24 protein-coding genes are annotated in these 26,194 nt (G+C 61.8%); 8 read left to right on the plus strand and 16 right to left on the minus strand.

Features of this window, described 5'->3' with window-relative positions:
* Positions 1-25 precede the first annotated feature (25 nt).
* Positions 26-1,228, minus strand: coding sequence for a YbfB/YjiJ family MFS transporter (locus A0W34_RS28100; protein WP_081558648.1), 1,203 nt, complete (start codon positions 1,226-1,228; stop codon positions 26-28).
* A gap of 95 nt (positions 1,229-1,323) precedes the next feature.
* Between A0W34_RS28100 and A0W34_RS28105 the strand changes: the two genes are divergently transcribed.
* From A0W34_RS28105 to A0W34_RS28115, 3 genes are all read left to right on the plus strand, one after another.
* Positions 1,324-2,244, plus strand: a complete 921-nt coding sequence (locus A0W34_RS28105; protein ID WP_081558649.1) for a LysR family transcriptional regulator — start codon at positions 1,324-1,326, stop codon at positions 2,242-2,244.
* The gene (locus A0W34_RS28110; protein WP_081558650.1) at positions 2,241-2,927 is read left to right on the plus strand and encodes a hypothetical protein; all 687 of its coding nucleotides are present in this window, start codon (positions 2,241-2,243) and stop codon (positions 2,925-2,927) included. The genes A0W34_RS28105 and A0W34_RS28110 overlap by 4 nt, the downstream gene beginning before the upstream one ends.
* A 96-nt stretch (positions 2,928-3,023) precedes the next feature.
* Positions 3,024-3,461 carry an SRPBCC family protein gene (locus tag A0W34_RS28115; RefSeq protein ID WP_007735601.1) on the plus strand — a complete coding sequence of 146 codons (438 nt, stop codon included), beginning with the start codon at positions 3,024-3,026 and terminating at the stop codon, positions 3,459-3,461.
* A gap of 21 nt (positions 3,462-3,482) precedes the next feature.
* Here the strand turns inward: A0W34_RS28115 and A0W34_RS28120 are convergent, their stop codons facing one another.
* Entirely contained in the window at positions 3,483-3,947 is a 465-nt protein-coding gene (locus tag A0W34_RS28120) for a hypothetical protein (protein ID WP_081558651.1), read from the minus strand.
* A gap of 115 nt (positions 3,948-4,062) precedes the next feature.
* Positions 4,063-4,689, minus strand: a complete 627-nt coding sequence (locus tag A0W34_RS28125) for a class I SAM-dependent methyltransferase (RefSeq protein WP_174519514.1) — start codon at positions 4,687-4,689, stop codon at positions 4,063-4,065.
* A 105-nt stretch (positions 4,690-4,794) separates the two neighbouring features.
* Here A0W34_RS28125 and A0W34_RS28130 point away from each other — a divergent pair, with 105 nt between their 5' ends.
* Entirely contained in the window at positions 4,795-5,043 is a 249-nt protein-coding gene (locus tag A0W34_RS28130) for a DUF3253 domain-containing protein (protein ID WP_058227800.1), read from the plus strand.
* A gap of 42 nt (positions 5,044-5,085) precedes the next feature.
* Here the strand turns inward: A0W34_RS28130 and A0W34_RS28135 are convergent, their stop codons facing one another.
* From A0W34_RS28135 to A0W34_RS28170, 8 genes are all read right to left on the minus strand, one after another.
* Positions 5,086-5,997, minus strand: coding sequence for an NmrA family NAD(P)-binding protein (locus tag A0W34_RS28135; RefSeq protein ID WP_232329951.1), 912 nt, complete (start codon positions 5,995-5,997; stop codon positions 5,086-5,088).
* A 10-nt stretch (positions 5,998-6,007) separates the two neighbouring features.
* Positions 6,008-6,508 (minus strand): hypothetical protein, encoded by a 501-nt coding sequence (locus A0W34_RS28140; protein WP_064689064.1) that lies wholly within the window; start codon positions 6,506-6,508, stop codon positions 6,008-6,010.
* A gap of 121 nt (positions 6,509-6,629) precedes the next feature.
* Positions 6,630-7,148, minus strand: coding sequence for a MarR family winged helix-turn-helix transcriptional regulator (locus tag A0W34_RS28145; RefSeq protein WP_003943230.1), 519 nt, complete (start codon positions 7,146-7,148; stop codon positions 6,630-6,632).
* 198 nt (positions 7,149-7,346) lie between these two features.
* On the minus strand, positions 7,347-9,272 hold the full coding sequence (locus A0W34_RS28150) for a hypothetical protein (RefSeq protein ID WP_037130464.1): 1,926 nt from the start codon (positions 9,270-9,272) through the stop codon (positions 7,347-7,349).
* Positions 9,269-10,486 carry a VWA domain-containing protein gene (locus A0W34_RS28155; protein ID WP_003943008.1) on the minus strand — a complete coding sequence of 406 codons (1,218 nt, stop codon included), beginning with the start codon at positions 10,484-10,486 and terminating at the stop codon, positions 9,269-9,271. Before A0W34_RS28155 ends, A0W34_RS28150 begins: the two co-directional genes overlap by 4 nt.
* Positions 10,483-12,735 (minus strand): DUF5682 family protein, encoded by a 2,253-nt coding sequence (locus A0W34_RS28160; protein WP_156888951.1) that lies wholly within the window; start codon positions 12,733-12,735, stop codon positions 10,483-10,485. Before A0W34_RS28160 ends, A0W34_RS28155 begins: the two co-directional genes overlap by 4 nt.
* Positions 12,690-13,778, minus strand: a complete 1,089-nt coding sequence (locus tag A0W34_RS28165; RefSeq protein WP_003943024.1) for an ATP-binding protein — start codon at positions 13,776-13,778, stop codon at positions 12,690-12,692. The genes A0W34_RS28160 and A0W34_RS28165 overlap by 46 nt, the downstream gene beginning before the upstream one ends.
* A complete protein-coding gene (locus A0W34_RS28170) occupies positions 13,775-17,113 on the minus strand; it encodes a DUF4132 domain-containing protein (RefSeq protein ID WP_198035675.1) in 3,339 nt (1,112 codons plus the stop codon). The genes A0W34_RS28165 and A0W34_RS28170 overlap by 4 nt, the downstream gene beginning before the upstream one ends.
* A 323-nt stretch (positions 17,114-17,436) precedes the next feature.
* On the opposite strand from A0W34_RS28170, the gene A0W34_RS28175 reads away from it, so the two are divergent.
* Positions 17,437-17,853: a VOC family protein gene (locus A0W34_RS28175; RefSeq protein WP_081558654.1), complete on the plus strand. Its 417-nt coding sequence runs from the start codon at positions 17,437-17,439 to the stop codon at positions 17,851-17,853.
* Position 17,854: 1 nt separating this feature from the next.
* On the opposite strand, the gene A0W34_RS28180 is transcribed toward A0W34_RS28175, so the two are convergent.
* Entirely contained in the window at positions 17,855-19,318 is a 1,464-nt protein-coding gene (locus A0W34_RS28180) for an amidase (protein ID WP_081558655.1), read from the minus strand.
* Positions 19,319-19,357: 39 nt separating this feature from the next.
* Positions 19,358-20,584: an MFS transporter gene (locus A0W34_RS28185; protein ID WP_081558656.1), complete on the minus strand. Its 1,227-nt coding sequence runs from the start codon at positions 20,582-20,584 to the stop codon at positions 19,358-19,360.
* A 119-nt stretch (positions 20,585-20,703) separates the two neighbouring features.
* Between A0W34_RS28185 and A0W34_RS28190 the strand changes: the two genes are divergently transcribed.
* Together A0W34_RS28190 and A0W34_RS28195 are read left to right on the plus strand one after the other, a co-directional pair.
* The gene (locus tag A0W34_RS28190) at positions 20,704-21,603 is read left to right on the plus strand and encodes a LysR family transcriptional regulator (RefSeq protein WP_042448101.1); all 900 of its coding nucleotides are present in this window, start codon (positions 20,704-20,706) and stop codon (positions 21,601-21,603) included.
* Positions 21,604-21,670: 67 nt separating this feature from the next.
* A complete protein-coding gene (locus tag A0W34_RS28195; RefSeq protein ID WP_081558657.1) occupies positions 21,671-22,159 on the plus strand; it encodes a hypothetical protein in 489 nt (162 codons plus the stop codon).
* 63 nt (positions 22,160-22,222) lie between these two features.
* Here the strand turns inward: A0W34_RS28195 and A0W34_RS28200 are convergent, their stop codons facing one another.
* The 3 genes from A0W34_RS28200 to A0W34_RS28210 form a co-directional block, all read right to left on the minus strand.
* Positions 22,223-23,083: an alpha/beta hydrolase family protein gene (locus tag A0W34_RS28200; RefSeq protein ID WP_081558658.1), complete on the minus strand. Its 861-nt coding sequence runs from the start codon at positions 23,081-23,083 to the stop codon at positions 22,223-22,225.
* 186 nt (positions 23,084-23,269) lie between these two features.
* Entirely contained in the window at positions 23,270-24,196 is a 927-nt protein-coding gene (locus A0W34_RS28205; protein WP_081558659.1) for a LysR family transcriptional regulator, read from the minus strand.
* On the minus strand, positions 24,193-25,083 hold the full coding sequence (locus A0W34_RS28210) for a LysR family transcriptional regulator (protein WP_003942975.1): 891 nt from the start codon (positions 25,081-25,083) through the stop codon (positions 24,193-24,195). Before A0W34_RS28210 ends, A0W34_RS28205 begins: the two co-directional genes overlap by 4 nt.
* A gap of 234 nt (positions 25,084-25,317) precedes the next feature.
* On the opposite strand from A0W34_RS28210, the gene A0W34_RS28215 reads away from it, so the two are divergent.
* Positions 25,318-26,190 carry an ABC transporter permease gene (locus A0W34_RS28215; protein ID WP_029256682.1) on the plus strand — a complete coding sequence of 291 codons (873 nt, stop codon included), beginning with the start codon at positions 25,318-25,320 and terminating at the stop codon, positions 26,188-26,190.
* Positions 26,191-26,194 lie beyond the last annotated feature (4 nt).

Raw genomic sequence — 26,194 nt, forward strand, 5'->3', positions numbered from 1 at the left:
GTCGGGTAGTGCTCCGGCGGTTTCGTCATCTGCCATCAAAAACTACCTCCTCAGTCGAGGTGGCCGTCCGAGGGTCCGCATCGAGATCGGAAGGGAATCGGAACCGCAAAACCGCGGCGGCCACTGCCGCGCCCAGGACGACGGCCGCACCCAACAGCAGAGCGTCGCGATACCCGTCTCGCAGCAACGGAGTAACAACGAGTGGGCCGAGAATCTGACCGACGCTGTATCCAGCGGTCAGCAACGCCACGGCGCGTGTGAACTGCAGGTGCGCGCCGATTGCCAACACAATTGACCCGATACCAAGGAAGGTGACACCGAACAGGAAAGCTGAAATCAGTGCGGGGCCGACGCCTCCGATCACAGCAGGAAGCGCTATGCCCACCGCCTGAATCAACAGGGCAACGAGAAGCAGAGTCGGCCTCGACCAACGCAGGCTGAGCCAAGCCCACAGGGCGCACGAGGGAAATGCGGCCAGACCGACCACTATCCAAGCGCCGCTGCCGACCCATTCTGGAGCGGCGAGATCGATTGCGGCAACAAGGAACGTGCCCGCGATGATGTAGCCGATGCCTTCCAGGAAATAACTGATGAACAAGGCAGTGAACCCGCGTTGGGAACTGGGAGTTCCCGGCGCGTCCGGTGTGATGACCGGACGCGGTTCCGGCGTCAATCCCCAGGCTGCGACCGCACACACCACTGCAAGGGCCGCAGATGCCAGCCAGGCAGTACCCCAGGAACCGATGAAGCGGACGACGAACACGAGGACCCCGGACAGGGCGATACCCAGCCCAACTCCGCCGAATCCCCATCCGGCCAGGAATTGGGACTGCCCCCGAAGGTGCGCGTGCAAAGCGCTGACGGCGATCATGAAGACGAGGGCACTGGCAATGCCTGCGATGAGCCGCAGGGCGAACCAGATGGATCCGTCGTGGGTAGTGGGCATGAGCGCCAAAGTCGCGATGAGGACCACCAACGACGTACGCATCACCGCTGCCGAGCGCACCACGCCGGGAATGAGGATTCCCGCGAGCGCGCCGATCAGGTACCCGACGTAGTTGGCCGTCGCCAGGGTGGCGCCGAGCGAGGCGGACAGACCGGACTGCGTGTGCATCAACGGCAGAATCGGTGTGTAGACGAATCGACCGATTCCCATGCTCGCCGCCAGCGCAGCGGCAGCTTGGACAGCGTGCGCTCGCGGGGAGACGCCGTTGTGGATTGTGGTCATGGTCTTATCGTGTGCCCCGGCCGCGCCGAACCGCCACGACCGCTTTGCTCCTGACTGATAGGCACAACCTCCCACCGCACGTAGCATGAAGGATCGTGGAGCTGCGTCAGCTGAGATATTTCGAGGTCGTCGCCGAGGAATTGCACTTCGGCCGAGCCGCGGCGCGGCTACTGATAGCCGGGCCGTCATTGTCGCAGCAGATCATGGCACTCGAGCGCGACCTCGGCGTCAAGCTGTTCGTCCGCGACCGCCGTTCCGTCGCTCTGACGCCAGCCGGCGCGGCCTTGCTCCCTGATGTCCGTGCGCTACTCGAGAGTGCCGAGAATCTGCGACGCCGCGCGGAGCGTCTGTCCGGAGCGGAGCCCGTCCGGATCGGCTACGTCAATTGGCTCCCCGCGGATCTGATCGCGCGCACTTCAGGGGTCGCGCAACTGCACGTCGACGCCTGGGTGGTGCCTTCGCACGCACAGGCCGCGCGGGTGGCGGACGGCAGCCTCGACCTGGCGATCGCCTGGGTGCGGAAAACCGATGTCGCCCAACATGCTCTGAGCGCGAAACTGCTCGGCGCGGATCGGCTCTACGCCGTCTCCACCGGAGAGGACACCACACCGGTGCGAGCACGCGACGTCGTCGCACTCGTCGACGACGACACCACCTCCTGGTATTCGTGGAACGTCTACGCCGAAGAATTCATTCGCGATACCGGCGCACAGATCCTGCGCATCAACGACGGTGGTATCACCGGTCCGGCATTCTTCGATCACGTCCGTGCCGTCGGCCGTCCGGTCGTCAACTCGCCCAAAGGGCAGACCATCACGCTGCCGAGCGATCTCACGGCACGCCCGATGATCGACCCGGCGGCAATCTGGACGTGGTCACTCCTGTGTCGTGAGAACGAAACGCGCCCTGCCGTTCTCGCGGCCGTCGACGCTCTCACCGGCGGTGCCACTGATCTCGGAATCCACGAAGACGGGATATGGCTACCCATGGACGATCCTTACCGGAGGACTCGATGACACGACGCGCTATTCGAGTTTTCTGGGGACGACGGCCGGAATCGGTGCCGGCCGTGGCCTCCCGGTGGCGTCGGACGTTGGAGCAAGTCGAATTCCTGTTGCCCGAGGTGGTCGGCGGGTCGTGGCAACAGATCCATTCCGCTGGACCTGCTACTGCCGTGACCGTCGACCAGTTGGCGCAGGTCCTCGAGAAAGCGCAGGCCGCCGAAGACTGGTCGGATCGTCTGGGAATCGGATTGAGGCTCGCATCCAGTGGAGGGCCCGAATGGGGGCTCGAGCTCTCCGGGTTGGCGGGCGGCGAACCTGAAATCGTCCTTCAGTCGATGATTATTGCCGTCAGCGCGCCGGACACCGCCGAAGTTCCTGAGACAGAACTACTTCGGATGCTCGCCGCGGTGTGGGAACCGGACTTCGGGGACGTCACCGACGACAACATCCTCGACGCTCTCGAAGACGAGTCCGACTATCGCGTCGGAGATCCCGTGATCGGCCGCGTCGGCTACCTCTCGTCCGCTCGCGCTGACGCGATCCCGGATGACCTGGCCGTAGGCGTTGCCGCGTTACCGGGCGGTGTGTTGCTACAGATCGGGGCCGTCGATGGGGTCGTTCGGGCGTACGAGCGCCTGCGCGAGACCGGCGCACTCGATCCGCTTCCACGTCCACTGGACCGCGCAGTCTTCTGAAGGCGGTTACCGTTCGTCGAGTTTGGGTAGCCCGGGCGTCGGAACGAAGTCTAGCCTCGGCACTACCGCCGAAAAATGAACCGAAAGGCCCACCGCATGGTTGACGTCACCCGCAAATTCACCGCCGAGGTACCGATCGAGAAGGCTGCGGCGTTTCTCCGCGACTTCGCCAATGCGCCGACGTGGGATCCGGGCACCGAGAGTTGCACGCAGATCTCCGACGGTCCTGTCGGCGTCGGAACCCAATGGCACAACGTGTCGAAGCTGTTCGGCGTCACCACGGAACTGACGTACACGCTGGTGACCGACGAGCTGAATCACGTTGTTCTCGAAGGAAAGAACAAGACTGCCACCAGTACCGACGACATCACCTTGACTTCGGTGGGTCCGAACTCGACCGAGATCGAATATCACGCGAACGTCGAGTTCAACGGTGCCGCCAAGATTGCGTCGCCTCTCCTGAAGGCGGGATTCGAAGCCAAAGTGGCACCGGAGACGGTGAAGAAGATGACGGAAGCCCTCGAAGCGCTCTGACCGTCCGTCAGGTTCTTGTCACTATGGGTTGCCGCCGCTCGCGCCACCGTTGCGAGCTTCGATGGCATCGATGGACTTCGTGAACGACTTTCCCAGCACTTGGGTGCCGACGAGTCCGAGTACCGACGCCAGGAGCTTTCCCTTGAGGTTCTTGCCGTCCCGGACCACGACGGCATCGACATCGGTCAGGCCCGTCGGCTGCCGGGTCAGCGTGTAGGTATGGCTCGACGCCCCGCCCCACAGGTTGGAGTCGGTGGTTGTCATCACGACGCGGTACGGGTCGGTCCAGTCGTAGTGCAGACGCTCCCAGATACCACTGGAGCCCTCGGTGACATCAGCATCGTGGGGTCCTTGTTGGTGCACTTTCAGGTAGCTGTCCGCACTGCGGCCGAAGATTTCCTCACGGCCCGGGCCGAAGTCGGTCAGGCCGGCAAGGACCTGTTCGGGCGTCGCAGTGGTCGTCTTGTGAAGATGGATCGTGGTCATGGCGCCTTCTTTCAACTGTGGATGATCCGGTGCTGAAAAAGCCGGGGAGTGACTCATCCAGCACACCACTCACACGAAATGAATGAAAGAGAATTGCTCGCCCTGTCTCGATCCGCTATTCGACGCCGCGCCGGCTGGCAGTGATTGCGCCGTGCGGCCTGTAGCCGCTCCCCGTCCGGGTATGGGTCTCGATCACGTCGAAACCCGCTGTGACCAGCATTTGGGCCAGTTCGGTCACCGGCCATCGATAACCAGTCGTCGCGGCGTGATCAAAAGGCTCTACCGTTGTGCCTTCGAAGAAGCCCACGAGCAACCCACCACCTGGGCGGATCACGCGCGCGAATTCAGCGAGCGGTGCCTCGATATCTTGCGGGTGATGGTGAATGAGCGAGTACCAGGACAGCACGCCGCCCAGTGAATTCGTTTTCGCGTCCAACGCCTCGAAGCCCCCGACCTCGAAGGAAAGATCCGGGTATTGGTTGCGTGCTCGTTCGACGAACTCGGGCACGAGATCGATCCCGCTCACAGCCAGCCCGGCCTGGGCCAGAAAGTCTGTCCACTGCCCCGGCCCGCACCCGGCGTCGAGCACGGGGCCGGTCAAAGTGGCAGCCCAGCTGGTCACCAGGGCCCGATCAGATACGTGCGTCGAATCCATCGAGCCGAAGAGGTCCGTGTACTCCTGGGATCTGGCCGAATACGACTCTCGGACTACGTCGCGGCGCGTTGCACTCGAATTCTCCACGCCGTCAATGATTATCGATGTGCACCATTCCTTCGCCACAACTCGCCGAACCGAAGGTTCATACTCTGTTGAAGGCCTACGGTCACGTCCGGAAACTGAGGTCATATGGTGGAAGAGAAAGAACTGGCGGCGAAGATCCGCGAACTACTCAATGCCCGATCGGCCGAGTCGAGCATCTGCCCCTCCGACGTGGCCCGCGCAGCGGCACCCGACAATTGGCGTCCGCTGATGGAATCCGTCCGAGAGGCTGCCCGCCACATGGTGGCCGACGGCGAAGTGCAGATCACCCAGGGCGGCGAAGTCGTCGACCCGGAATCCGTACGAGGTCCGATCAGGATTCGGTGGGCTCGTTGATCAACCGCGTAACTTCTGGCGGCGCTGCTCTCGCAGCGTGAATCAGCGGAAACGGTCCAGATGCTCACGCAGGAACGCATCCAGGCTTCGTGGCTCACGCCCCAGGACACGTGCCACCGTGTCGGTGGGTGACTCCGGGCGCGAGACGGCAAGTTGCTGGATCTCCAGAATGTGCTCGGCCAGCCACGGAGGCATGTGGGCATGATCGACGAGGTTTTGCCGCAGTTCGTGCGGTGGCAGGTCGATATATTGGACGGGGCGATCGAGCATGCGGGTCAGAGAATCGGCGATGCCGCCGTAGCCGACTGCCTCGCTACCCGTCAGGACGTAGGTACCGCCGGCGAGGTCGGCGCGTGTGAGCACGGCCGCGGCGACGTCACCGATGTCTCGGCAGTCGATCCAGTTGCACGGCGCGTCCCGCATTGCGCCCAGAATCACCCCTTGCGCAGCCACCGCCGGAGCCAGGAGCAACAGATTCTGCATGAACGCATAAGGGCGGAGCAGAGTGTGGCGGATCCCGGATGCACGCAGGTGTTCGCCGACGGCATGGTGGCCGCGGGAGAGAGCGATGGGGGAGTCGGCCGCGGCGGCGGGGTCGGAGATCTTGACGATGTGTTCGACGCCGCTCTCGGCGGCGATGTCGATCACACGCGTTTCGAGCTCGACCTGTTCGAGGCCGTTGGCCATGGCGAGGAAAAGTTGTTCAGCCCCTTCGAAAGCCGTGCGTAGCGAAGTTGAGTCTGCGGCATCGGCCGACACTACTTCGACCAAACCGTCGGCCAAATCGCCGAGGTGGGCGCGCAGCCTGTCCGGGTCGCGGGACAACGCTCGGCTCGGCACACCCGAGGATGCGAGACTGCGTAGCAACGCGCCGCCTGTGGTTCCGGACGCTCCCATGATGACGATCATCGTGTTCCTTTCGGTCTTCCCCGCGAAGCCGGGGATCATTGACATGTGTTGTCTGTCAGGGATTCTGACGGCGCCATCGCCAGCTGACGATGACGGCGGCCACAGCGGCAGATATCGGTAGATCGAGTTGCAGGCGAGCAAGCCGAGCGGTGTCGACCACGCTCGTGTGAGCTGGTAGCCAACGGGAGGCGAACCACCCGACGAGGCCTGCAATTGCAGCGGCTCCGACGGCGAGAATTGCCGCCACCATGATGCGAGGCAGGGCCGTGGTCCACGGCCGTGACCTCCCGCGACGCTGCAGCCAGGAGCCGATCAGCAACGCCACCACTGCCGACGTGCCAGCGATGGACGTAAATGCCGCCATCGTGAGGCCCGATTGGCCGGATGCGACTCCGCCAGCACCCGCCATCAGCGCAGGGGCAAGGTAGGCGACCAGCACCTCTCTCCACAGGGTGAAAGGTCGTGCGGCGCGACGATCGGCAACCGGGACGCGTCGATTGGAATCGGTTATCTCCCTTTTGTTTTCGCGACGGATCGGCGGGGTGAGTCCGGACATGAAGGAGACCAACTTTCCGATTATAATTAGGTGGCTAACTATTTGGGCATGAAGAGAGAAGCCTTTGTCGAGAATTGACGACGATTCGAATCGCTACACGAATGCCTGGAATCCCAGCCGACTACTCCGCAGTCAGCGCACCGATACCGCGAACGACCCGCGAGAGCAGATCCAGAAAGACCGCTCGCTCGTCGACAGTGAGCTCGTCGACCATTTCCTCGAGACGAGCAAAGTGCTCGGGCGCCATGTCCCGTAAACGCTGAGCGCCGCGAGCAGTCAGGACGACCACCGCACCACGCCCGTCCTCCGCGGACGGACGTCGAGCGACCAAACCCTCCTGCTCGAGCCCATCGACCAGGCCGGTGACCGTGGCCCGCGAGACGCCGAGATCAGCCGCCAGACGTGAGGGAGATTTCTCCCCGTCGTGGTCTTCCAGATCCGCAAGCAGTCGGTAACGGCCGGTCGACAGTCCATACCTCGCGAAGTGAACCTCAGTCGCTCGACCGAGCCGCGCGCCCGCCGAGATCAGCCGCACCGCAACCAGCACCGCCTGCGGATCGGACCCGAGGCCGTAATGCTCCAACTGCCGCCGCGCCTGATCCAAAGTGGGTGAGTCGTGATCGGTTCCGTCCACTGCCATGCAACTAATATGGCACCTAACTACATTCTGGTCAACCCTCCACCAGAGCTAGTGTCAACGCTGCCGAAGCCGTGCGCGAGTTGCAACAGGTCCAGATCGGCATGACTGCGAGCCAGAACCTGTATACCCATTGGCAGCCCGTCAGAATTGAAGCCTGCAGGCAGGCTGATCACTGGAAGGGTTGCAAAGCCGGGTGTCTCAACGTGATTCGATGGCCGTGACGATCCGGATCACAGCATGAACCCACGCATCTGCCGACGTCTCCAGCTCACCGAACGAAATCGCATCGGCTACGCACTCCAAGGCTCGCGCCGTTGAATCCATACCGACCATGACTACCCCTGCTGCACAACGACGAAGCGCAGAAATAGTAGGCTCAGCCGCATTTCTCAGCCCGCGGTGAGCGATGTCCGCGAGTACGGATAGAGCTCCCTCCAGCGCACTGTCGATGGCGTCCACACCGCCCGTCGTGACTGCGCGAGTCATCGTCGCACTGCCGAGGCCTTCTTCGAGATCGGGAACGATGACGCCGAGGTCGCATGCAACAGCGAATGGTGTCATCCACAACGCACCGGCACGGACAGTCAGCCGACCGCTCACGGCCCTCGGCCGGGCCGACATTGCCCGGACCATCGCGTCGATTGCACCGGGCGCTTGCGCTCGATGTACGACGCTCACCTGCGCCAGGTTGCCACGCCCATCTCCGACCCGCATTGTCCATATCTGTTCTGCAGGAGCGTAATCGGTGCTGATTACAGAATCTATTCGCATCACACCGACGCCATCGGTAGTCAGCCGGGCTCGGGCAAACGACGGCGGGCGCTCGATGAACCGGCGATGCATCTCGGCGTAATCGTCCACCACGTCAATCGATTTTTCCCACGCGTCGACACCAAGAGGGAGAATGGAAGTACGCCCGATCCCTTTACGCCCGAGGCGGATTCTGTGGTTGGCACGGCGAACCGCTGATTCTGTGAGCACTGTCGATGAAGCCAAAGCGGCGACCGTCGAACCGGCAATTCGGCGAGTCGAGATCGCATACCCGGAGAGTGCCTCGTCGGATTCACTCGACCAATCGTGACTCATGAGAAAAACTGCATCCGAATCTGGTTCGGCGAAGTAGATATCGGCGGTAGTCGAATCGCCAGTCGCCGTCACCCTCGCGCCGAGACTGATCAAACGTGAACGACGCAGCGGAGTTTCACCGGGAGTCTCGGTCCCCAGTACTGTCCCGGCAAGCGATGAATCGACCGATTCACCGAGTTCGACCCTCGCATGAATCTCGGCGATGATCATCGCCACTCGTGTGCGACTGTGCCCGGCATGCCGCATCGAATAGGCCTCGATCTGGTCAGTCAGTTCTATGCACGCATCGGCCAACCAGATTGCGGAACCTGCCTCAATTGTGCGCGTGTCTCTGACGGCAGTGGCGTGTTGCACCGCCGTTGTGGTGGACAGACCGTCCACGAGGATCGTCCGCGCCAAGGCCCTTGCCAGGGCACTTCGATCAGCATCTCGCACGACTGAACTCCGACCCACGTGCACATGGTCGGTTCCGGATTCGTCCGCCGCCCGAACCGCCCACACGGCAAGTGCTATCGCTTCTGCCGTCGTGTGCGCAGATGCCGAAGAATGGGCGTGACTCAGTTCGTGTGGGACCAAGAACCGGACCGTGCAATGCGGGAGTTCGACTCGCACAACAGGATCTGTACCTCGAGCTCGATGCACTGTTGCCTGGTAGCCCTGCAGCCTGGTCCGATTCGCCCGTGCCAGTACCGCCCCTCCGAGGAATGCCTCCAGCGCCTCGTCATCGAATTCCCCTGGCGTCCAGTCTATGTGATCGAAGCTCGACCCGTGATTCGCCCGATAAACGAGAACGAGACCGACACGGTGCCGGCACACCGAGCTTGCGCCACACGTGCACGACGCTTCCGAGAATGGAATGCCGGCAGGAAGACTGGTTTCGACACCGTCGCCGTACCTGACGAGGATCCGTTCGCTCGTCACCAAGAGTTCAGGCGTTTCCTCGGCGAACATACGCGCGGCTCGCTTGACGAGCCCGCGATTGGCGACCAGCGCAAGCGCATCGTCGGTGAGCGCAGCCAGATCAGGCCGGGACGTCATCGAATACAACCGGCCACGAATTCGGCCAGCCCTCCGGGAGTCATCGCACCGACGTGCACACCCAGTCGCGTCAAGCGACGGGCAATTTCACGGTCGTAATCAGGGTCACCAGCATCGTCGAGCGCAGCAAGCGCCAGGACACGCACACCATTGTCCGTGAGACCGGCAACGCTCCGGACGAACCGATCCGGTGCACTTTCGTACAGATCGGAGATGATGACAACAATCGTTCGTTGCGGCGTATCCACAAGTTGCGCGGCATAATCGACGGCCTTTGCACCGTCATTCCCGCCTCCCAATTGGACGCTCATCAAGAGCTCGACCGGGTCGAGAACCTCGGACGTGAGATCGACGACATTGGTGTCGTATGCAATGAGGTGAGTCCTCAATCCGGGGACATTCCAGAAACATGCAGCGGTGATCGCCGAGTGGATGACAGAGTCGATCATCGATCCGGACTGGTCGACCAACAGAATCAACGTCCACGTATCCGTGTGCCGACGAGTTCGCGAAGTGAACAAAGGCTTTTCGATAGCAATCTTGCGTGTTTGCGGTGACCAATGCTGCAGATTGGCGCGAACCGTTGCCTCGAAGTCGAAATTGCGCGAATTACGAAACGCTGTTCTGTGCCGGCTACGTTTGCCGTGGAAGGTCCTGCGGACGTCCACCGAGAGCCTCTCGATCAACTCGCGTACGACATTGTCGACAGCCTTTTTTGCCATCGCCAGAACTCGGGGATCCATCAGGTGTTTGGTACGCAGCACTGCTCGAAGCAGAGTCACGCTGGGCTCGATACGCTGCAACGCTTCCAAATCTGTCACCACTTCGGTGATTTCGTATTTCTCCACGGCGTCGCGTTCGAGTCGATGAACTGTCTCGCGAGGAAAAAGACGGTGGATGTCGTCGAGCCAGTCCACGGCCGTCACCGTCGTTTCGCCGAGCCCATTGGGGCGATACCGCCCATCCTTGCGACTCGGCGGAACCGCACCCGGGGAACCGGGCGTATCTCCGCCACCCGGGTTGTCTCCAGTCGTTACGGAGTCGGTCCCCTGCAGTCGGGAAGTTCCAGCGCGAACGCCCTGCGCGCTGCGAGCCGGGTCACGGCCGTACAGCCACTCCAACGCGTCGTCGCGTTCAGCCGCATCGCCCGTTGGATCACCGAGTACTCCGGCCGACGCATCACCCAGAATCAGCCGCCATCGTTCGATGTTCATCGCATACCGATCTGGGCAAGCGCGTCGTCCACCCGGGCGTCGAGCTGCCTTCCGACATCCAGGGAGTTCACGACTGCAACCTCTGGTGTCGACGTTGTCAGGCGGCGCGCGATGATGTCGCGTTCATGGGGAGGGAAGAATTCGAAGGACTGCCGTAGCGCGGGAAGTGCTGTCAGGAACTCGTGTTCGGACAGTCTGCTCACGATTTCATCGACGGCGGTCAACACTGTGTCGCTGGATTCCGCGTCCAGAAAACGCTCACGTGCTACTCCGAACAGTCCGCACAACCAATCACCGAGGTGTTCTGCAGGAATCGATCGAACGGCGTCGACTGCTGCATCGGGGGGAATTCGATCCCAGGACGTTCCCAGGGCCGATCCCCTGATGTCGACCGCGGCACCATTGTCACGTGCCAGAGCGGTCAGTTCGTCGGCCGGATCAGTCGAGAGGATCTCCGTCGCATACTCCATCGCATCGGATAACGCTGCGAGAGCTGATATCCGGAGGAGATCAGCGCCACCGGTCGTGGCCCGAACTCGGTGCGCCAACGCAACGACCTGCGAGGACGCCGAATCAATTATCGCCCCGAGCAGTGTGGACCCTCGGCTCCCGAAGAGTGAGTCGTGCCGCCACAGGTCCAGAGCGGCTCGAAGCAGCAGGCCTGTGCCCCCGAGATCTCCTACGCCCTTCAATGATTCGGATGCGATCGACTCGGTTCGGTCAGCCACCGAGTCGAGTCCACAAAGAACTGCATCGAACAGAATGTGTGCAAGACGCTCGACATCAGCCGCAGCCGAAGTCAGCGAAGATTCCAGGGTGGCCCCAGCTGCCTCTACCAGAGTATGGCCTTTGGCTGCAGCCTCGACCAGCGCCGGGAGGCGGTCTGCGGAGTCGACAATCATCCACCGTTCTGTCGACACCACTGCAGAACCACTGCCTGGACCTGCAGTTCGCTCGAATCCTGGCACTCCCAGCACACGCAACTGATGTAGTGCACGACTACGCTGACGACTACGCTCGTCGGCCAAGTCGAGTGCAACAGGGCCGGGCAAGAGGTCGAACTCCTCGAGGAGCATATCGACGTGACAAACCAATCCCGGTACCGGTGAATCAGGGTGTAGCGTGCCCCGCCGATCACCTCGCATCGTGCGCATACAGGCCGAGATGACGGGGTCGGGTTCGGGCCCCAGAGGTTCCCCTGCGAGTGTCCAAGGCAGCGGCGACGCCAACGCCTCACCCACCAATGTACTTGCTGCAGCATCTAATACATCTCGTCGCGTCGGCAGCGCGTGACCACGGATAGCGGCGAGTCCGAGGATCTGCGTACGGAATCCGATGAAATCCGTTGTCGAGACGCGTTGATTCCGGGATCGCAAATCACGGACGATCGCCGCGGCTGCAACCTCCCCTGCCGATGTCGTTTTCTGCCAGAGCTTCTCGTACCACCATGGGGATTCCAGGTCGAGACGACTGTAGGAATAGGGGACCAGGTAACTGCCGATGTCGACATCAGGGCCCGCGGTCGGAACGGCGGGCCAGAATCCGTCGGTCGGTCTACCGCGAGCCAGTTCGGACATGATCGCCGGCCGATGACGCCCGCCGCAGACGACAACGACCGCACCGCTTCCGGGGCGCTCTCGAGCGGCCCGTATCCACGATGCCATGTACTGTTCGCGCTCGGATACTGTGGCGTCACCTACCCGGATCGCATCGAAGTAGTCGTCGAGGACGGCAGTCAATTCCTCGACAGTGAGCGTATCGGCGCGCGACTCGACGACGTGATCCCACATCGCGTCGACCGTGTCCAGTCCCAGTCCGGCCGCCAATACTGTTGCAGCCACACTGTACTCGTCCGGCGGCCCGTCGAAAGCGGGGTGCCAGGCGGGAAGATCGATCAACCGAACCTCCGCCGACACCTTGGAGGCCGACCGAAGGGCGATCCATTCTGGAGACCAATCGGTGAAGGCAGCCCATGTCACGCGCGTGTGCGCTCCTCGTCGCACGTGGGAGTACAGCGCGATCGGCAACTTGTGATCGAGTCTCAGTTCATCGATTCGATCGGTGAAGTCTGCGGGTCCCTCGATCAAGACATGCGTCGGCTGCAGGCGTTCAATGGTCTCCGCCACGATCCGAGCACACGCAGGGCTGTGGTGCCGAATCCCGATCACCACGACGTCGCGACCAGCGTCCACCACAGCGACGCTCACGGTCCGGTCAGACGTGCGTGCGCCCGGCGTAGCTCTTGCCATGCCGCACTCGTCCGCTGCGACCCTACTTTCTCGACGTAGCGGCGCAACCGGGCAGCATCCTCACTGTTGTCTTTCGTCGCCGTACCGGCCAGGGACTCGGCGAGGTCGGTGACGGTACCGGCGTCTCCTCGCAAGAACCACCCACGAATACCGGTGGCATGCGCAAGGGACACCGCTTCAGCCGTGCTCATCACCGATGACAGTCGCTCGACCGGCGATCCGTTCGCGGTGAATCCTGTACGTAGGTCACGAAACAGCGTGACCAACAACTCGGACACTGCCGGATCTTGTTCTGCAGCTACACCGGAAGCACGCAGCAAGGCCGCCGATTCTGTTCGCACGAGTTCGACTTCGGTGTCGAAATCGGCGATCGGGTGCACGGTCTCGAAGTTGAAGCGCCGTTTGAGTGCGGCGCTCATCTCGTTGACGCCACGGTCGCGGGTGTTTGCGGTGGCGATCACATTGAAACCCTCACGGGCATAGACCATTGCGTCGTCTCCGGAAAGTTCCGGGACTGCCAGCACCCGTTCGGACAGCAACGACAACAGAGTGTCCTGCACTTCGAGCGGACACCGCGTGACCTCCTCGAACCGCACGACGCGTCCCTCGGCCATTCCACGCATCATCGGCGCTGGAACCATCGATCGAGTCGAGGGGCCTTCCGCGACGAGCAGTGCATAGTTCCACGAATACCGGATCTGATCCTCGGTCGTGGCGGCACCGCCCTGGATCGTGAGGGTCGAATCCCCGCTCACGGCAGCGGCGATGAGCTCTGACAGTAGCGATTTGGCAGTACCAGGTTCTCCGACCAGCATCAATCCACGTGTCGTCGCCAAGGTGACGAGTGAGCGTTCGACGAGCGATGCGTTGCCTACGTATTTCGGCGCTATTCCCAGCTCGACGTCGCCCATGACGAACGTCCGCGCCGACGTGAGGGTTAGACGCCACCCCGGTGGTCGCGGCCCAGTGTCTTCTTCGGCCAAACGCGCAAGTTCCTCGGCAAACCGCTCCTCAGCCGGTGGGCGCTGGACTCGTGAAGTCACGAGGCGAACCCTGCCAAGTCTGCGATGAGTTCGGAGACCGTCGCACGATCGACATCGTTCAAAGTCCCCCCACGGAGTTCCACCGAAACGAGCTTCTGATCGGGGTACCCGTTGTAAGGGTCTCCCGTCCCCATCCCGGGCTCCAACCCCAACAGAACAGACACGTCATCGCTGAGCTGGTACAGCAGGCCTTGTCCCCAGGAAGCTGGGTTCTCCCACACCGGTTCCCATCCTCTGTACGTCAACCGCAGTGCCTGACTGGGGCTGGCGGTTACTCCGGTGAATCGACTCAGTCCACTCCCGTCGACGTCATCGGGTAGCGGATCGTGGACAGCACGACCCAACTGTGGGAAAGGCTGCAAGATTTCGTAGTCGGCGAACACGTCGGACCACGCGCCCACCGTATCGGGTATGTGCGCGGGGTGTACTAGCCCGATACGGCCCTCCGGTAGCTCGACGGTCTGGTCGTCGATGTCGGCCAAGGTACTGTCCTCCGCGACCCGGAACACGACTGTAGGCAGACCGCTGTCATCGAACGATGCCCACAGCAGTCGCCGTGCAACGTGAATCAGCAGCGGATGGCCGAGCACGAAGTCGTCGAATTCTGTCCTAGTCCAGCGGCGCCCGGTAACCATCGAACGGTTCAGGCGTTTGATCTGCTCGGCAGCAACAGCTTTCGTTTCTCGCTTAAGCTCGGTGAATCGCTTCTTCGCACTCTCGGCGAGAACAACGTCGTCATTTCTGGTGGGTTTGGGCAGTCCTGACGTCTTCTTACCTCCTCCGTCGAGCACATAAGGCACGAGAGCCTCCGTGAAACCAACGGTGAACATCCGCGTCCCGTAGTCGAAGTTCATAGTGCCGTCCGGCGTCAGATCGAGATCAGGAACGATCCGGTCGGCCAGCTGTTCTCGATCGAGCCCGAGACTGTCGGCCAACTCTGCGACGCGTTGTGCCGCTCCGTTCTTCAACGACTTGAACTTCATTTTTCGGGAGATGTGATCGAGTTCTGTCAACGCGCGGGCTGACCCATGTGCAGCCAGTGCATCGAGACCGAGTTGTGCTCGTGCTGCACCATTCTCACCTGGCCACCGTCTGACGAGGGGTGCCAATCTTGCCACTGTCGAATCGTCGCCGAGCCAACCCAGCGCAAGAATCACCCAGTTGTCCTTCGACGGAGCGCCGGCACCCCACCATCGTTCGAATAGTTCCCACGCGGCCTCGGCGAGCGACGATCGGTCACAATACGCAGTTACTACATCGAGTCCGGCGTAAGGAGCGTCCGCGGTTCCGATTGCGCACATCGTCAGGATCGTCGACACCGCCGACGTCGGCAGTGCGGCTGATCGATTCTCGTTCAGAATCAGCGGAAGTGAAGAGACATCCACCCAAACCGGAGTTTTCGGTATCCGCTTGGGCAACATCTCGAGCGGGTCGAGATCGACGATGCCGGCGACTACCTGCCCGGCTTCGGGGCCGTACCGGTTCGCTCCGTCGACCACTGTCTCGCGTGAGGTTGTTCTGGCGAGCGCACGCAGGGCGGCGGCAGCATGATCACGTTGAGCACCTGCCGGACCCACTGCGTCTGGAACGAGTAGTGCCACTGCATCTTCAGCGTGTCGAACCAGCCACGCCATCGCAGGTTTGCGGAGATTCTTCCTGGTGGCGAACATCGTCGCATGCACGCGCGCGACATCGATATCGACATATGGCATCAAGTATGGCGCCGCGGCACCTGGATGAGCGCGCGTGAAGCGAAGCATCAGCGGCAGCGCATCGAGTTCGTAGCGAGCGACAACCCGAAGTGGATCCTTGAGCGAGGTTCCGGGCCAGTCCGTCAGGAACGGGCGCGCGATTTCGTCTGGGGCCAGTAGAAAAATCACCCAGGTGTTCCAGTCATGGGTGGAACGCGGTGATACATCCTGCACATACTGTTTGTAATTTTCCCACGTGGTGTAGGAGTAGTCGCTCGGAGTGTTCTTGATTTGTTCGAGTTCACCTGGAAGCCAGACTATTCGGCTGATTTCAGGAGCAACGAGATCACCGATCACCGCGACGTCGAGCGCTTTCTTTCTGTTCGACCACGGCGGCGCGACGAGAATGGGCGGAAGATCCGTGGCCTCGGGCGTCGGCGTCGACAATTCGGCGATCCTTCGCCGTGCAGGCTCGGGAAGTGTAGGCGACAGCTCGGCGGCGATGTCGGGATTCGCCCGCACGTGACGGTCCAACAGGTCGATATCCCTCTCTGCCAATATCTTCAATGCTCGACGTGGGTAATGTTGCATTGCGTGTAGGACCGCGGGCAACGCACTCTTCACGTGGCGACGTTCAACCAGAGCAGTGAACGCTTCGTCGGTGGGTATCGCCGAGAGCGCCCAGAGGATTCGGAGCAGTGTCGCCTCGTCCCTCATGTGTCCGTACTGGTTTGGTTTGTCGAACGCATCGACCAACAGTCCGGTAAGACCTGCACCTATGCCGTCAACTACTGCGGCAATCATCGCCTCGTCCTCGAGCCAACTGCGCATTGCGTGTGAGTCGGTCACCCGTTCGAGCTGCTGTACCGTGTTCGACGAAACCGTCAGCTGAGTGTTCCAGTGATACCACCGAGCGCGCATTCCCATGATGAGTTCTTCCGACCACCCTTCCTCGGTCGGAAAGATGTACGACGCCGTCAAACGGCGGGTGCTGTTGGTGCGCATCGACGACGCCACCTCTCGGGCTGCGGCGTAGTCCTCGTCAGAGGCTGTCGCCAACAGGCCGCGCATACGGTCGAGCATGTGCTCTCGGACCACTTGCGCATCAGGTTCGTCCGTCCGCCCGAGCTGCTCGCGCAGTACATACTCAGGCATCTTGTATCCCGCAGCTGGCGACTCACCGCCGATGTTCGCCACTACAATTACCGCGTCGGGTCCCAGCTCTGACACAGGCACCGAAACATGAACGAACCGCAGGTCGGCCCATTCCAAGAGTGCTTCGACCGCGAAGGCCAACCCGTGCCGTGCCACCAACCCGTCCACGAGAACTGTCGATTGTTGCCGGTCATTATCTGCGTAGCGGCCGAGTATGCAGTACAAAGCAGCTGCACCGACAGCGGAGATCTCACCGGCTTGATACTTCCGGGCGGCGAGGGTGAGCTCGTCAGGATCAGGATCATTGACCAAATACGCCGAACTGAATTCGCGAAACTGGTCGTCGCTGTCGAATTGTCGGTCGAGTTCGGCACCGGCTGCGGGATCGACAGGTGCCACGTCGGCGGCAAAACCGCCGCGCCGGGGGTACTTCATCGGCAACCATGACGCGGGCGGCACGGCAGTAGATTCGGTCGTGGTGTGGTTCACGCGTCTCCTCGAGATCCCGGCCCGGTCGGCGGGCGTAGCCAGAATGATAGCGATCCGAACGATCGGCTTGTTCGACATTCCCGAACGCGGCCCCCGACAGCGGTTGCGGTGACGTCCTCCTGCACATTGGCACAGGGCCCAATACGGGATCGACGCTACAAGCGACTGGTCGAGTATCTGCTGCTGCTGACAATCGAGCAGCCGACGGACCGGTGGACTGCCCACGTCGCACGCGGAAATAGCGGCGAGCAGCTTGGTTCCGAAGAATGCCGCAAGCTTCCTCCCTCCCGGCACTCGATTGCCTTGGGCGTTAACATCGACAGATGCTCACTCGCGTCGATCTGACGATGGATTGCACAGACCCCGACCGCTTGGCTACGTTTTGGAAGATAGCCACTGGATACGTCGATGAGCCACCACCGCAGCCTTTTTCGACTCGCGAGGAGTGGCTTGCCACTTTCGACGACGAAGACGACGGGATGGGCGGAGCTTGGTTGCACCACCCACTCGGAGTGGCTCCTCGCCTCTGCCTTCTACAGGTTCCTGAATCCAAGGTGGCCAAGAACCGATTACATCTCGATCTCCGGGTATCCGGAGACGGAACCCCGACTCAGAAGTGGGCGACAATCCTTCGCGAGGTCGAACGGCTACTACGCGCGGGCGCATCAGAATTGGAAAGATTCGAGGGTCACCATGTGATCATGGCCGATCCCGAGGGCAACGAATTCTGCGTGGCGTGATTCACCCGCCTGCCCGAAATTCTCGCGAGAAGGCATGACAATCCGGGTGATTGCCGGGATACGGCAGGACCTTCTCGAGGGCGAGCCCAATCGCAAAGGCCGTCTGATCGTCGTACGGTCGCGTAACTATCTGTGTGCCCGTGGGGATTCCGTTCCGAGCGAAACCTGTGGGGATTGTCAGCACCGGGCAGCTACTCAGGATGTTGAAGGTGATGGCCGGTACAGCCTCGAGGTAGAACTCCAATTCTGTTCCAGCCACATTGATTCCGTGCCCCACGTAGTCGTCGCCGGCAAGAAAGCCCTCCGTCGCCACTGCCGGAGTGATCAACGCGTCATAGGTGTCGAACAGGGATCCGATCGACGAATACAGTTCGGCTTCGATCGCGAGTCCGTCGAGGAAAGTCGCGTCACCACGGATGCGGCGGGCCCATCGGGCGAATTCCTTCGCGTACTCCGTGACTTTGCCGGGGTGCGCGGACGCTTCGGCGGAGATCGAAGCACCGAACACGTGGTCGTAGTGAATGGCGGCCGCGCGCATGACGGCAGTGCGGGACAGGTCGACTTCGATGATCTCCGCGCGTGCGCCCAGAGCGGTGAGGGTGTCCACCAACTTGGCGGTGTTGGCGGCAACGTCCGGATCAACCGGCCAGTCACCCAACGCGGGGATCACGGCGATACGCATTCCTGTCAACGAATGCGTTGCGAGGCCGGGCAGCGGCGATGCCGGCACATGCGAGGCAATGTCAGTGGAGGTCGGTCCCGCGATGACCGACTGCAGTGTGAGGCAATCACTTACGGTGCGAGCCATCGGACCGCAGTGGCAGTAGCGATCGAGATTGAAGGGCGGGTCGACGGGGACACGGCCGTGCGGTGGCTTGAACCCGACAATTCCGTTGAACGACGACGGAGTTCGGATCGATCCTGCAACATCGGAACCGGTAGCCAAGTGCGTCATACCGGTGGCAAGTGCGACTGCCGATCCACCGGAAGACCCGCCGGAGGAGTATTTCGTGTTCCACGGATTGCGAGTGACGCCCCACAACTCGGACTGTGTGAACGCGGCCGAGGAGAATTCCGGGGCAGTCGATCTCGCGTGGACGATGGCATCGGCGTCGACGATCCGCTGCACGAAAGTCGAAGTGTGAGTGGCGATCACATCCTCATAGACCTTGGACCCTTGAGTCCATGGTTGGCCTTGTACCGCTTCATCCTCTTTCACCACAACGGGAACACCGGCGAGCGGCAGGCTGACATCCGAGCCGCGGGCGTAGTGGCGTTCCGCTGACTTCGCTTGTGCTCGTGCAGTATCGAAGAAAGTGTGTCCCACTGCGTTCAAGGTGGGGTTGAGCGCCTCGATACGTTCGATGGTGGACTCGAGCACGTCCACCGGAGAAAGCGATTTGTCCCGGTAGCGTTCGAGCATCTCGGTCACATCCATGAATGTCGAAACGGGTGTCTGGCGCATATCTGTTGTCCTGCCTCTATGAAGGTTTTGTGTCGGCGGCTAGGTTGTTAGTTCGTGCTTTGCCACGACGGGATTGCGGAATGTGGCGAGCAGCATTGCGAGAGTGGCGATTCCCGCGGCTATCCAGAAGACCGTTTCGGAACCGGAGTGGTCATGAATGCGTCCACCCGCGAACGCGCCGAGGGCGATGCTTGCATTGAAGACTGCAACCCACAGAGCCGCAGCGGCCTCTCGGTGAACGGGAGCTGCTTGTGCGATCCATGTTTGAGTACTCACCGATACACCACCGTAGAAGAGGCCCCAAGCCGCCATGAGCAGAGCAGCTGCGATCAAGGTGGTAGCCGAGATCGGAAACAGGGCGAGTGTGACCGCTACTCCCGCGCCGAGGATGACGACCACAGTCTTCGGAGACTTGGCTGCAGATGGCCCGGCGATGAAGTTGCCAACGACGCCCAGAACCCCGTAGATCAAGAGCATCGTGCCGATCTGTGCAGGCCTCAACCCTGCGAAGAACTCCAGCCCCGGACGCACATAGGTGTACGCCGCGAAATGAGCGGTGACGATGAGCGCGGTAATCGCGAATCCGACCCGGACTCCTGGGTTCCGAAAGGCCGCCACGAGACTCCCGAGCGACAAGGCCCGATCAGCTGGCATCGTGGGTAGGACAGCGATCATGGCGATCGCGATCAGCGTCGCCGCGCAACTGAGAGTCCAGAACGCCACGCTCCATCCGGCGACTGCCCCGATATACGTCCCAGCAGGGACACCAAGAACTGAGGCAACAGCGATTCCGCTGAAGATGATCGTGGTCGCCAACCCGACGGATCTGGTCTCCACCAACCTGGGAGCCAGGCTTGCGGCGAGCGCCCAGACTCCACCCATGCTCACGCCTAGAAGGACGCGAGCCACAGCGAGGACAACGAAGCTCGGAGCAAGGGCCGTGAGGGCGTTCGCCGCTGCGACTAACAGCATCAAGACGATGAGCGTCGACCGACGATCGAAGCGCCGGGTCACGATGGGCATGAACGGGGCAGTGGCCGCTGCCACCAATCCGGTAATGGCCAGTGAGAGCCCGATGGTCCCTTCGCTTTCCACCAGGTCAGCACCGATCGGGGTGAGTAGCCCGACCGGCATCATCTCTGCCGCGACAACGATGAAGGTGGACGCTGCGATCAGGGCGACCGCAGCCCAGTGGTTCTCGATGGCGTGTGCGTGGGTTGAGGACGTGGGCGCGGGGCTGTTCTGCCCGGGCGCGGAATGTGGCATGTAACCAGAGAAGCTCCCGCACGCCCAAGGATCAACGGCGAATCGCTCATCCAACCATTAGCTCAATTCATCGATGAGCCATTATGGAGTAGTCGAATGAGTCCAGGGTCGGAGTGAAAATGTCGGAGCCCCCGATGCGTGAGATCGAGTGCTTCCTCGTTCTCGCTGAAGAACTGCACTTCGGTCGCACCGGCGAGCGGCTGTTCATCTCCCAGAGCCGAGTGAGTCAGCTGATCAGCGCGTTGGAGCGTCGTATCGGCACAAGCCTGGTAGCGCGCACCAGTCGCCGCGTTCACCTGACTGAATTCGGCGCCGATTTTCTTGCGTCGTTGGCTCCCGCCCATCGTGCGCTCGTCGGAGTAATCGAGGACGCTCAATCGAGAGCACGCAACACGCCGACGCCGTTTCGGGTGGGTTTCCAAGGAGCAATTTACGATTCGATCGCGGCTGCTGTCTCTCGTTTCGAGATACAACATCCGCAAACATGCGTGACCATCAAAGAATTACCCCTGGGTGATCCGTTCAGTGATGTACTCGCCGGGCGAATCGATGCGGCAGTGGCCCTTCTCCCCGTAGATGAGCCGGAACTGACAACCGGGCTCGTCTTTTCTCGACAGCCCCAGACCCTCGCCGTCTCAGTCCATCACCCGTTCAGCGAACTGGGCGTGATCGACGCCGAGCAGTTGGCGCAGATCTGCCTGGTACCCATCACCGGCCCCGCCCCCGACTATTGGCAGCGTGTGAATTCCCCGAGCACGACGCCGGGCGGAGCCACGATTCCCACGCAGGGTGGGGCGAGCACCGTTCAGGAAGGCCTGTCGCAGGTCGCATTCAGTCAGGTCGGCCTCATCCTCTGCGCTGCAACCGCTGCATACAGCCAGCGCTCGGACATCACATTCGTACCGATCAACGGATTACCCGAATCTGCTTTGGGTCTCGTGTGGCGTACCGATCTCGAAAGCCCACGACTTCGCGCTTTCGCGAAAGCGATCGAGGAAGCACACACCTGTCCCTCCTGACGTCGATCAGTAAGTCGCGGAAGGAGTCCGGGGCATTGAGATGCATCGTGTGTGAGATGATCGCGCCATGTCTGCGATCACCGACTACTTCACCGCGCGCACGGATGAGCATGCCACCTCTGCCCTCGAGGGACTCGTCGACTTGGAACCAGAGGTGATGGAGGCGAACGCAGCTTCTCGCCCGCGGGTCCAGTTGGCTGCGAGTGGGACTCCAGTTCTGCAGGCGAAAGGCGTCGATCCAGTTGTCGCGCTCGGCCGACTGGAAGCAGCCCTCACCGCTCGCCCCTACGACGAAGTTGCAAAAGGTCCACGCTGCGGGAAACTCGTCGCAATGAGCGACGACGGCGACACCCTCGTGCTCACGGTTACCGACGAATTGCGAGATGCACTAGCGGAATTGAACGCAGAAGGCGTCGCGGCCGCTGCGGCCGCCTGGGCGATCGACGAGACCAGTGAACCGTCGGAGGACTCAGTGCCGTTCCTGACGGCCTTCGCCGAACTAGCGACCAGAGCTGTGGCACAGGGCGAACGAATGTACGGCTACGTCGTCATTTGAGCTTCGCAACTCCGCCGATCTAAACGGACAGGCCGTTCGTCTTCGACAACTCCCGACTTACCGTCAGCCCGGGATCTGCCGGGCCAGATCGTTGCGGTCGAAGTCGGAGAACTGCTGGGTGTCAGTGCAGTATCCACAGCTCGCTCCGAAGAACTCCGTGCGGGCGTTCGGATCGTCGAGTAGCCAGTACCGCAGCCACGCCGTGCTCGGTCCGCGCATATCGCCGCCGTTGATCGCCGTACCGAAGTGCGTGGCGCCGCGCAGTTCCAGATACTCGGCAGGCACGTGGTCGGCGTCCTCGTACATCGCCCGCACGATCGCCGGCCAAACGATTGCGTCTGCCTGGCCGGCCAGATAGAGAACCGGCTCGTCGATGAGATCGACATCATTGAGCGGGCCTGGCTGGATCGCGACGGCGGTGTCGACGCGGTCGTCGATCGCCGCGTTGATCGCCGCAGACCCGCCCTGCGAGTGCCCCACCGCACCAATGTGTTCCAGGTCGACTTTGCCGTAGAAGACACTCGACGGGCTGGCCGCTTTGTCCGCGATGAGGTCGATTCCCGACCGCATGGTGATGGCGAAATTGCTTGCCGGTGTATTGGCGGCGACCACGATGAATCCGTGGCTGGCGTAGTGGCGCAACAAGGAGGTGTACGCACCGGGGAGCACACCGGTCCCGTTCCCCCAGATCACAACAGGGTGCTTCTCGCCGCGCGCGCCGAGCTGGCGCGGGTAGTACAGAGTGTGCACCAGCCCGATCGAGACGTTCGGCGTGTACGGCCCTGCACTCGCCCAATCGTGCCCGACGCTCGGGATGCCGGGCGCATCGGCAGCCGCTGTTGCGGTTGCGCCCGTGAGTCCTAGCGTCGCGCACAACGCAACCGCCGCTGCAGCATTCACGAAGTGTTTCAGAGACTTTCGCATGAAAGTCAACCTTTCGAAGTTGATCCGGAGTGACGTGTATTACATATTCACGGGAAGGCAACCCGTCGGCTTTGTTTCAGGAAACGGACTATCCCAGAAGTGTTGTGTCTGTGGACAAAATCATCGTTCTCGGTGGATGCCCGGGCGACGCGAATACCCAGAGCGCAAGGTCGAGATCGCCTCGGCCTACGGCTTCCGCGCGGATTGCTCGGCACACAGCCGTAGGAAATGTTCGACGATCTGCGTGTTCTGGCCGTCCCTTGCCACGGCTGCGATCTTCCGTGGTGGCAGTTCGAATATCTCGCCCACAGTGCACCCGCGTTCGGATGCTCGCTCGGCACTGGAGAGTTCGAGGATGACAGCACCGATCCCTTCGTACGCGAAATCCGCGAAGGCATCGCGGTGCTGTGACCTCATCACGAATGCGTGGTCGATTCGCGGTTCGATCGACCGCAGATGGCGATAGACATCGGAAGTTTCGAACCGTGGTGCGACAACCAAGCCGATGCGCATGAGATCTTCGCCGATGAATACCCCGTCCACCGGTGACGGGGTACCGGGCGGGCAGACGAGCCGCAACTTGTGGTCCGGAAGGCGCACCGTGCGCGTCCCGGGAACACCGGTGGGCGGCGACTCCATTATTGCCACGTCAGCGGTGCCTGCCATGACCGGATGAATCGCATCGGCCACGGACGACCCAGGCGGATCCGAGATGTTGATCCTCAGGTTCGGCACCTCCGTGCGCAGCGCTCCGAGCAGTACCGCTGCGGGATCGTCCGCAAGGCTCGCTGTCGTGGCAACACTGAGGCGGGGGACTGCTGGCAGTAAGGACTCGCTGTCGACCACTAATCGGTCGAGCGCGGCCAGCGCTTCGCGTGCTGGATCGATGAGATTCCGTCCGCGCGCCGTCAGCGTCGCGCCGGTCCGGCCTCGATTGAAAAGCCGTCCTCCGACGCGTCTTTCGAGCCGCGCAATTGATTGAGAGACGCTCGATGTTCCCGTGAACTGATTTGCCGCTGCCGCCGTGATACTGCCGTGTTCGACGACGGCAAGGAAGTCTTGTAGCTGCCGCGGATCGATTCGCGGGGTGGCGGACTCTCCAAACTTGCTCATCCGGCGTTCCCCATTCCACCTTCGTCACGTAATCGGCTGGTCGTCTCGATAAACGCTTGTGCCGCAGGCGATGGCGTCGAACCGTGGAACATCCAGATATCACGAGTGAGCGGGGGCCGAGTACGACACAGCACCACACCTTCTCCGACTGTATCGGCGACAGATTCGGGAAGGAAAGCGACGCCGACTCCCGCGCGTACAAGTGGGATCATCGAAGCCACAGAGATAGTCTCCGCAACCACCGCCTCGTCCACAGTGCCTTCGCCCAGGCGTTCCGCCAACAGTCGCCGAGTGACATCGTCACGCGGGCTGGTGATCAATCCGATTCGCAACAGATCCGTCAACGCCGCTACCCCCTCGCCTTCACTTCGTGCGGCCGGCACCAGCGCAACGATTTGTTGCCGGCCGAGAAGGATACGTTCAACGCCCTCGTCGAATACCTCGTCCACCCCGAGGCCGATATCAGCCTGACCCGAGGCGACCACCGTTCCGATTCCGTCGGTGTCATTGCTGAGCATCGTCACCGCAACGTTCGGAAATTTGCTTTTGAACGCACCCAGGGCCGTGGCCGCTGGATCACGCGCCAGTGTTCGCGGACACACGACCGTCAGCCGACCCCGCTGCACGACGTTCAATGGATGCAAAGCGTGATCCAAATCCCGGTATGCCCGAAGTACTTGGGCCGCCGGACCTGTGAGATCGCGTCCAGCGTCGGTCAGGGTGACTCCCCGCGAGCCACGGCGGACGAGCGTCAGGCCGCACTCTTTCTCCATTCTGGCGAGAGCCTCCGAGATTGTCGGCTGGCTGACCCCCAGTCCGCGAGCCGCAGCGGAAATGCTGCCCCGATCAGCAAGGGCGAGAAAGTATTCCAGATGACGCCGGTCCATTCGGGGTTCCCTTCTCGTGGCAGTCCTCGCGCGCGCCCGATTTTGCGCCCGTCAGGCATAGGGAAACCCTATGGCATACCTCTCGAATGTGGCGTAGACGGGAAGAAGAATCCCGTGATCTGCTTCACATATGAACGCAGTGAGCAACAACCCGGGGAGCTTCGACCAGAGGCACCCGTCTGCTTTTGTCGAGCACCTATCGCCGCCTGCGAGCACCACGGAGGAGGCGCCGAAATGACCGAAACCATCACCGCAAGTTCGCCATCCGGTGCTACGTCACCCCGTTCTGCGAGGCGGGCACGCTCTGAGCCGAAGCCCGCTCGACAGCGTCGATCCGGTACGCGACTCACCATCGGGGTACGACTGGCCCAGGTCGCGCTGCTTCTGGTCCTACTCGGAGCGTGGCAGCTCGTCGCATCGCAAGGTTGGATCGAGCCAGTTCTGGCCAAAACGCCAGGCGAGGCCTGGGCCTACTTCACCGCAGCGGTGCAGTCGGGCGAGATTTCGTCGAACTTGCGTGCCACGATGACTGCCGTCGTGATCGCGTGGATCCTCGCCAGCGCAGTCGGGGTGGCGGTAGGACTCTCTCTCGGACTGCTTCCGACCCTCGAACGCATCATGAGTCCGTTCCTGGATGCGGCGAATGCCATGCCACGTCTTGCGCTGGCGCCTCTGCTTATCGTCATCTTCGGGATCACGATGACGGCGAAGGTCGCTCTCGCGTTCACACTCGTCTTCTTCATCGTCTGCTCGAGTGCACGAGCCGGTGTGAAGTCGGTGGACGACGAATGGCTCCGACTATCCACTGTCCTGAATGCCAGTAAGACACAGGTGTTCTGGCACATCCTCCTCCCCGTCGCAACACCTGGCATTTTTGCCGGTCTTCGGTTGGGGCTGATCTATTCGCTACTTGGCGTTGTCGGTTCGGAACTGATCTCGTCACGGGACGGGCTGGGCCAGCTTGTGTCGATCTACTCGGCCCAGTTCCGGATGGAAGCGGTCTACGCGATCCTCATACTTCTCGCAATCGTCGCAGTCGTCCTCAACCAGGTCATGAACTTCGCCGAGCGCTACCTCCTTCGGTGGCAGCCCCCGGCTCGACGATGACAGG

Source organism: Rhodococcus sp. BH4, from assembly GCF_002079265.1.
GTDB lineage: Bacteria > Actinomycetota > Actinomycetes > Mycobacteriales > Mycobacteriaceae > Rhodococcus_F > Rhodococcus_F qingshengii.